The following is a 6,808-nucleotide window of genomic DNA, read 5'->3' on the forward strand; positions in this document are numbered from 1 at the left end:
GTCTTGTTCGGTGCTCTCAGTCGCCTTACTATCAGTAGGCGCTGTCTCCGAAGTGTCTTGTGCTGCTTTTCGGTCGCGGCGACGCGCGGGGCGTTGCGGTTTGAACGTTGTTGCGTGTTGAGAAACCGACGCAGGAGCCGGTTTTTCAGCAGCAGGCTCTTGCGCTTTCTCGCTGGCTTTTGCTGAATCAGTCGCCGATGCTTCACTATTCGAGCTGTCTGTTTTCTGCGTCACTGGCTTACGTCTACGTCGACGTCGCTGTTCGGCCGATTTATCAGTTTTCTCAGCATTAGCATCAGTATCAGCAGATGTCTCTGGCTTAGCTTTAGCCTCGCTCTTAGTTTTTACATCCGGCGTTGTAACATCGGCTTTGGCTGGCGCTGGCTCAGATTGCTCGGTCGCTGGTTTTGCGGCCTCGACATTCTCTACAGGCGCTTTAGGCGTCTCTGTTTTTGCTTTGGCTCGCGGTCTACGCTCACGCTTCGGCTTGTCAGTGGTTACTGGTTTTGTTTCTTCTTTAGCCGCTTCAGGTTTCTCAGAAGCTTCCGGCGCTTTTGATTGTGCTTCCGTGGCCGACACTTCCGGCGTGGCAGTAGGAGCGTCTGCTTCCGGTGCTTTGCTCTCTTTTACTGCCGGCGCTTGTGCTGTCGTTTCCTGCTTAGCTTCTTTGTCAGAAGCCGGAGTTGGCGTTTGAGCAATGTTTGCTTCAGTGTTTTCAGACGAGGCATTGGTTACAGCGCTGTCTTTTGCAGGATTGCGACGACGACCGCGGCGGCGACTATTCGAGCGGCCGTTACCATCTTTACCGCTAGTATCTTGGCCAACAGAATTATTTGATGAGCTTTGTGCAGCGTTATCTTGAGTTGCTTTTGCATCATCCGTTTTTGAAGTTGGCGCTACTTTTGCCAACTCTTCTTCTGAAAGCGCTTCCGGGCGAGGCTTCTCTTGATACTTCTGGCTGGTGCTCCCTGCATTACGCTGGCGACGAGGCCGCTTGTTAGCGCTGTCTCCCGAAGTATTTCTGTTCGCATTATCATTCTTTTGATTTTGCGAACTTGGCTTGTTGCGATTATTGCGGCTGTTGCGCGACCCTGAATCATCAGAACGATCGTTCGAACGATCTTTTGATCTAGGATTGTCCGATTGGCGCTTAGTCGAGCGTTCACCGCGATTGTCATCACTGCGATCTCTGCGCGAGCGATTCTGCTGTCCGCCGCGCTCATCACTTCGCTTGGTTCGCTTAGCGTTGGTCTGACGATTGCCCCCTGAGTGACGTTGGTTCGCTCTAGGAGCAGGTTTAACTTCTTCTTCCTTCGCGCTCTCTTCAGGTGTGAACATGGTCGCAATTTTAGACGCGATCTTTTTGAATAGGCCGCCGGCTTCTGCTTCTGGTGCTGCGGGAGCTGCTGGGGCTGGCGCTTGAGGTGGTGGCGTGAGCGTTTTTACGGCCGCTTCTTCACGCACAACTTCTCTTGTCGGAGTGTTAGACGCAACCTCGTTTTCTGGACGATTGCCTTCGATTGCATAGCTTGGCGTGTCTTCGATTGCACCATACTCGTCATCACGAACACGCACAACTTCGTAGTGAGGTGTTTCTAAATGATCTTTTGGAACAATAATGACGTGTACGTTTTGTTTCGACTCTATGTCGACGATTTGCTTTCGCTTCTCGTTCAGCAAGAAAGTAGCAACATTTACCGGAACGATTGCTTGGATCGCTCCTGTTTTCTCTTTTGAGCTCTCTTCGTAGATTAGACGCATGATTGAAAGTGCGAGTGACTCGATGTCCCGAATTGTGCCTTGGCCACTGCAGCGAGGACAGGTTTCCGAACGCGTCTCACCAAGAGAGGGTCGTAAGCGTTGACGTGACATTTCGAGCAGGCCGAAGCGGGAGATTTTACCCACCTGGACACGAGCACGATCCAGTTCAAGGGCATCTCGCATGCGATTTTCGACATCGCGCTGATTTTTGCTGGCGCTCATGTCGATAAAGTCGATTACTATCAGGCCGCCCATATCGCGCAAACGAAGCTGGCGAGCGATTTCATCTGCAGCTTCCAAATTAGTTTGGTGCGCGGTTTCTTCGATGTCACTGCCTTTGGTGGAGCGTGCAGAGTTGATGTCTATTGAGACAAGTGCTTCTGTTGGGTCGATAACAATGGAACCGCCAGATGGAAGCTTAACTTCACGTTCAAAGGCCGTTTCGATCTGTGCTTCGATCTGGTAACGGCTGAACAGAGGGATTTCGTCCTGGTATAACTTAATCTTGTTTTCGTAAGCGGGCATTACTGAGCGTACGAAATTCAGCACGTCTTCAAAGACCATTGGTGCGTCGACAAGAACTTCGCCGATGTCTTGGCGGAGATAATCACGAATTGCGCGAATAATGACGTTGCTTTCTTGATAGATTAAAAATGGAGCGGGTCGACTGTCTGATGCTGCAGTAATCGAATCCCAAAATTGGACAAGGTAGTCCAGATCCCATTGTAGTTCTTCTGTAGAGCGTCCTACGCCAGCAGTCCGAACGATCACACCCATATTATTCGGCATGTTTAGCCCGGACATGGCGTCTTTTAGTTGCGCACGATCTGGGCCTTCAATACGGCGAGAAATACCGCCTGCTCGCGCGTTGTTTGGCATTAATACCAAGTATCTGCCTGCAAGGCTGATAAAGGTCGTTAGTGCCGCGCCCTTGTTTCCGCGTTCTTCTTTTTCGACTTGGACAACAACTTCTTGACCTTCAGCAATTGCGTCACGAATATTGACGCGACCTTTGCCAGCGCTTGGTTTGAAGTACTCTTTAGAAATTTCTTTGAGAGGGAGGAATCCGTGTCGCTCAGCACCGAAGTCGACGAAAGCAGCTTCAAGGCTAGGCTCAACGCGAGTCACTTTACCTTTATAGATATTTGCTTTCTTTTGCTCTCTCGAGCCGGCTTCGATATCGAGATCATAGAGTTTTTGCCCGTCAACGAGGGCAACACGCAACTCTTCGCTTTGAGTCGCGTTAATAAGCATTCTTTTCATTCACAACGTCCAGATGGCGCTGTAACAGGAGGGCAAATTAGATTTTGGGCGTAATTCTGCTTGTAGTCAGTGTCTGTAAAGGCAGCAGTACTAAGATCTCTGCTGTTCAAAGTGACTTAACTTAACATTCCCAGTCTTAAACACGAGGTCTTATGGTCTCTTTACAGCGCGGGTCTTTTGGACTCACGGTGTCGGCCTGCGTTTTCATCACGTCTTGTCGCTCACTACTCGCGATACAAAAAGACATAATGCTATTAATCTTTTGCTCTACGCTGCTCAGCGTATTTATCCAATCGCTCGGGAGAGTATTACTGCTCATCCCAGCGTTCCTTTTTTAAGTGGTGAGGCTAGTTCAACTCGATCGAAACCTAATTTCGGTAGCTCGTTGCGAGGAAGACTGTGCGTTCACGCCACTGTAAAAAACTTCACTACACTACGCTGGGCGATTTTGTTCAATGCGCTTTTGGGCATCAACACTAAAACCGCTATACTCGTCGTTCTTGCTGTCTCCTAATCGAGGTCGCATGTTTTCGAGCGTAGAGTGTGTCATGCGGTATCTTTCAATTTAAGATGACGAAGCCCCCTTTTGTGACGGGCGTCACCGCAGACGCGAATATAGCAGTATTTAGATAGTCGAGCAACGACTTAGAGGTGTGGGTGTCAGCACAACAGAAAAAAACATCAGAAGCTAATCAAGATAAGCCCTTAGGGCATGGCGTCCAGTTGGTGACCATAAGCGAGAAAAACGCTCAGCAACGCGTCGACAACTATTTGCTGAGTGTCTGTAAAGGGGTTCCCAAATCCAAGATATACAAAGTCATTAGAAAGGGCGATGTAAGAATCAATAAAAAGCGCTGTAAGCCCGAGACAAAGCTCGCGGTTGGTGATCTTGTTCGTGTACCTCCAATGATGACAACGAATTCGAATAAGGGAGAAATTAAGGTTAGTGACTCGCTTGGCGCATTGTTGGATCGTTCTGTTTTATTTGAAAATGATCAGTTGTTGGTGATTAACAAGCCTTCTGGGCTGGCGGTGCATGGCGGCAGTGGCGTCAATATCGGGCTGATCGAGGCATTAAGAACCCGCTATCCTGATCACCAGTTTTTGGAGTTGGTGCATCGTCTTGACCGTGATACGTCAGGGGCGGTGTTGATCGCCAAGTCTCGGCCAGCTTTGAGAGCGCTGCATGCACAGTTCAGAGAAGATACTGTTAACAAGATTTACCACATGGCGGTGTTTGGTAAGTGGCCGAAACATAAAGTGGTGGTCGATGCGCCATTACGGAAAAATGAACTTAAATCCGGTGAACGGATGGTCGTCGTCAGCGCAGATGGCAAGCCGAGCCAGACAAAGTTCAGAATTTTGAATCGTTCAGAGCACTTTACGCTTGTAGAGGCTAAGCCGATAACGGGCAGGACGCATCAGATTCGTGTTCATGCTGCATTTTCGAAACATCCAATAGTAGGGGATGATAAGTATATTCAGACATTAGTTGATGATTTGCACGGAATGGAGAAGTCTCGCTTGATGCTGCATGCGCGTGCGATTGAGTTTGATTTGCCGGAGTCTGGTGGTGGCAAACGTCGGCTTCGTCTGGAAGCGGAATACGATAATCGCTATGAGGAGTCGCTTACTTTGATGGGGTTGAAATAAGATGTCGTGGTCGGTTGTGGTCTTTGATTGGGATGGCACATTGGTTGATTCCGAGCGTCATATTGTTTCTTGTATTGCAGAGTCGGCAAAGGTTTGTGATCTTCCCGAGCTGAGCTACGACCGAATGAAAAGTATTATCGGTTTGGGAATGAAAGAAGCTTTGTATGATTTATATCCACAAATCACCTCTGATCAAATAGATGCATTGCGAGCGCATTATTCAAAGCGCTTTCATCAAAACGAGGGTGCTGAATTATCTCTGTTTCCAGGAGTGGTTGATGTGCTTGAATCTTTGCGCGGCGCAGGTTATCGACTTGCTGTTGCCACTGGCAAAAGTCGCCGCGGTCTCGATATGGCAAAGGAGCAGACGGGGTTAGGAGAGTACTTCGAGATAGAGCGGTGTGCGGATGAAACGCAGTCAAAACCGCATCCGCAAATGCTGCACGAATTAGCCGAGCATTTTGGTGTCGACGAGTCGAACATGCTTATGGTTGGTGATACGAGCTTTGACCTGGAGATGGCGGCACGCGCTGGATCTGCGAGTGTAGGCGTGAGTTATGGAGTACATGATACCGAAGCGTTGCTCAAGCATAATCCAAAACGGATTGTTGATGAGATTGGAGAGCTGATAGGATGGCTTGATTCAGTCAAGCAGCCTTTGGGCAACTAGATATTATTAATAACAAGGAGTGATCATTGGACGTATTTGATTCGAGTCGGTCTGGCGCAGAGGCGAAAGCAGACTCAAAAGAGTGGAAGCTAATTGAGAAAACCGTGGCGACGTTGGGTGTTGAGCAGCGTCGGGCAAGGCGCTGGGGTATCTTCTTTAAGTTGCTAACCTTTCTCTATCTATTCTTTTTGTTGGGTGTGATGGCGAATGGTCTAGACAGCAATATGGTGACTGCTGAGCAATATACGGCGTTAGTTGACGTGCGAGGAGTGATTGCTGATGAGGAAGAGGCGAGCGCAGATGTAATCGTGAGCGGGCTGAGGGCGGCCTTCGAAGCAGAGGGTTCTCAAGCAATCATTCTTAGGATAAACAGTCCGGGTGGCAGTCCTGTTCAGTCGGGATATGTGTTTGACGAAATCAAGCGTCTGCGCGTGCTGTATCCTGACAAAAAACTTTATGCTGTGATCACTGATCTTGGTGCGTCTGGTGCCTATTATATCGCCGCTGCTGCGGATGAAATCTATGCCGATAAGGCGAGTCTGGTAGGCTCGATTGGTGTGACTGCTGCAGGTTTTGGCTTTGTCGATGCGATGGATGAGTTGGGTGTTGAGCGTCGCAACTATACGTCTGGTAAGCATAAGTCTTTCTTAGATCCTTTCAGTGAGGAGGACCCAGAAGAGGTCGCATTCTGGGGTAAGGTCTTGGATAGTACGCATCAACAATTTATTGGTAAGGTTAGGGAGGGTCGAGGTGAGCGGCTTTCAGAAGCACCAGAATTATTTTCCGGTTTGATTTGGAATGGTGAGCAGGCTCTCGATCTTGGTCTTATTGATGGGTTAGGTAGTTCTGGCTTTGTTGCGCGTGAGATTGTCGGAGCGGAAGAGATCGTCGATTTTTCGTCAAAGCCTGATGCCTTTACTCAGTTTACGGAATCGCTCGGCGTTGCAGCAGGAAAGGCTATTTCTGCTAGCTTAGGCGTGAATGCGCTTCAGTTGCGCTAGTCTTTTTTTGATGTTTGATCAGAAAAACGTGCACAGAGCGCTACTTGAGGTAGCGCTCTGTTGAGCCTCTCTCGGAGTTAATCGAGAGGGCTAATACCGTACTCGCCTAGCAGCTTACATAGCTTGATCAAAGGAAGTCCAACTAGGGCGTTCGGATCGCTTGTTTCAATTGACTCAAACAGGCTGATACCTAATCCTTCTACTTTGAAGCCACCTGCGCAGTCGTAAGAGGGCTCCCGGCTCACGTATTGCTGTATGTCTTGTTCGCTTAGTTGCTTGAAGGTGGCGATGGTTTCGTCAACGTCACACCTTAGCGTATTTTCCTCTGGATCATGCAGGCAGACGCTTGTAAAGAAACGCACCCTTTTACCCGAGCAGCTCGCCAGCTGCTTAATATTGTTCTCTGCATTGCCAGGCTTATGCAGCTGGTGGCCGTCGAGAATCGCGACTTGGTCACTCC

At 49.1% G+C, this 6,808-nt stretch carries 6 protein-coding genes; 3 read left to right on the forward strand and 3 right to left on the reverse strand.

What is annotated here, in order from left to right:
* Both A3751_RS03325 and A3751_RS03330 read right to left on the reverse strand, forming a co-directional pair.
* The coding region (locus A3751_RS03325) for an Rne/Rng family ribonuclease (protein ID WP_068452042.1) at positions 1-3,024 on the reverse strand (3,024 nt) is incomplete at its 3' end.
* 136 nt (positions 3,025-3,160) lie between these two features.
* Positions 3,161-3,343 carry a hypothetical protein gene (locus tag A3751_RS03330; protein WP_068452049.1) on the reverse strand — a complete coding sequence of 61 codons (183 nt, stop codon included), beginning with the start codon at positions 3,341-3,343 and terminating at the stop codon, positions 3,161-3,163.
* 338 nt (positions 3,344-3,681) lie between these two features.
* Here A3751_RS03330 and A3751_RS03335 point away from each other — a divergent pair, with 338 nt between their 5' ends.
* Genes A3751_RS03335 through A3751_RS03345 form a run of 3 tightly spaced genes read left to right on the forward strand, consistent with a single transcriptional unit; the run spans position 3,682 to position 6,348 of the window.
* Positions 3,682-4,677: an RluA family pseudouridine synthase gene (locus A3751_RS03335; RefSeq protein ID WP_068452052.1), complete on the forward strand. Its 996-nt coding sequence runs from the start codon at positions 3,682-3,684 to the stop codon at positions 4,675-4,677.
* 1 nt (position 4,678) lies between these two features.
* On the forward strand, positions 4,679-5,347 hold the full coding sequence (locus tag A3751_RS03340; RefSeq protein WP_197466150.1) for an HAD family hydrolase: 669 nt from the start codon (positions 4,679-4,681) through the stop codon (positions 5,345-5,347).
* A 26-nt stretch (positions 5,348-5,373) separates the two neighbouring features.
* On the forward strand, positions 5,374-6,348 hold the full coding sequence (locus A3751_RS03345; RefSeq protein ID WP_068452056.1) for a S49 family peptidase: 975 nt from the start codon (positions 5,374-5,376) through the stop codon (positions 6,346-6,348).
* Positions 6,349-6,425: 77 nt separating this feature from the next.
* Here the strand turns inward: A3751_RS03345 and A3751_RS03350 are convergent.
* Positions 6,426-6,808: nucleoside triphosphate pyrophosphatase (locus A3751_RS03350; RefSeq protein ID WP_197466151.1), on the reverse strand; the 383-nt coding region annotated here is incomplete at its 5' end.

Source organism: Oleiphilus sp. HI0080, assembly GCF_001635135.1.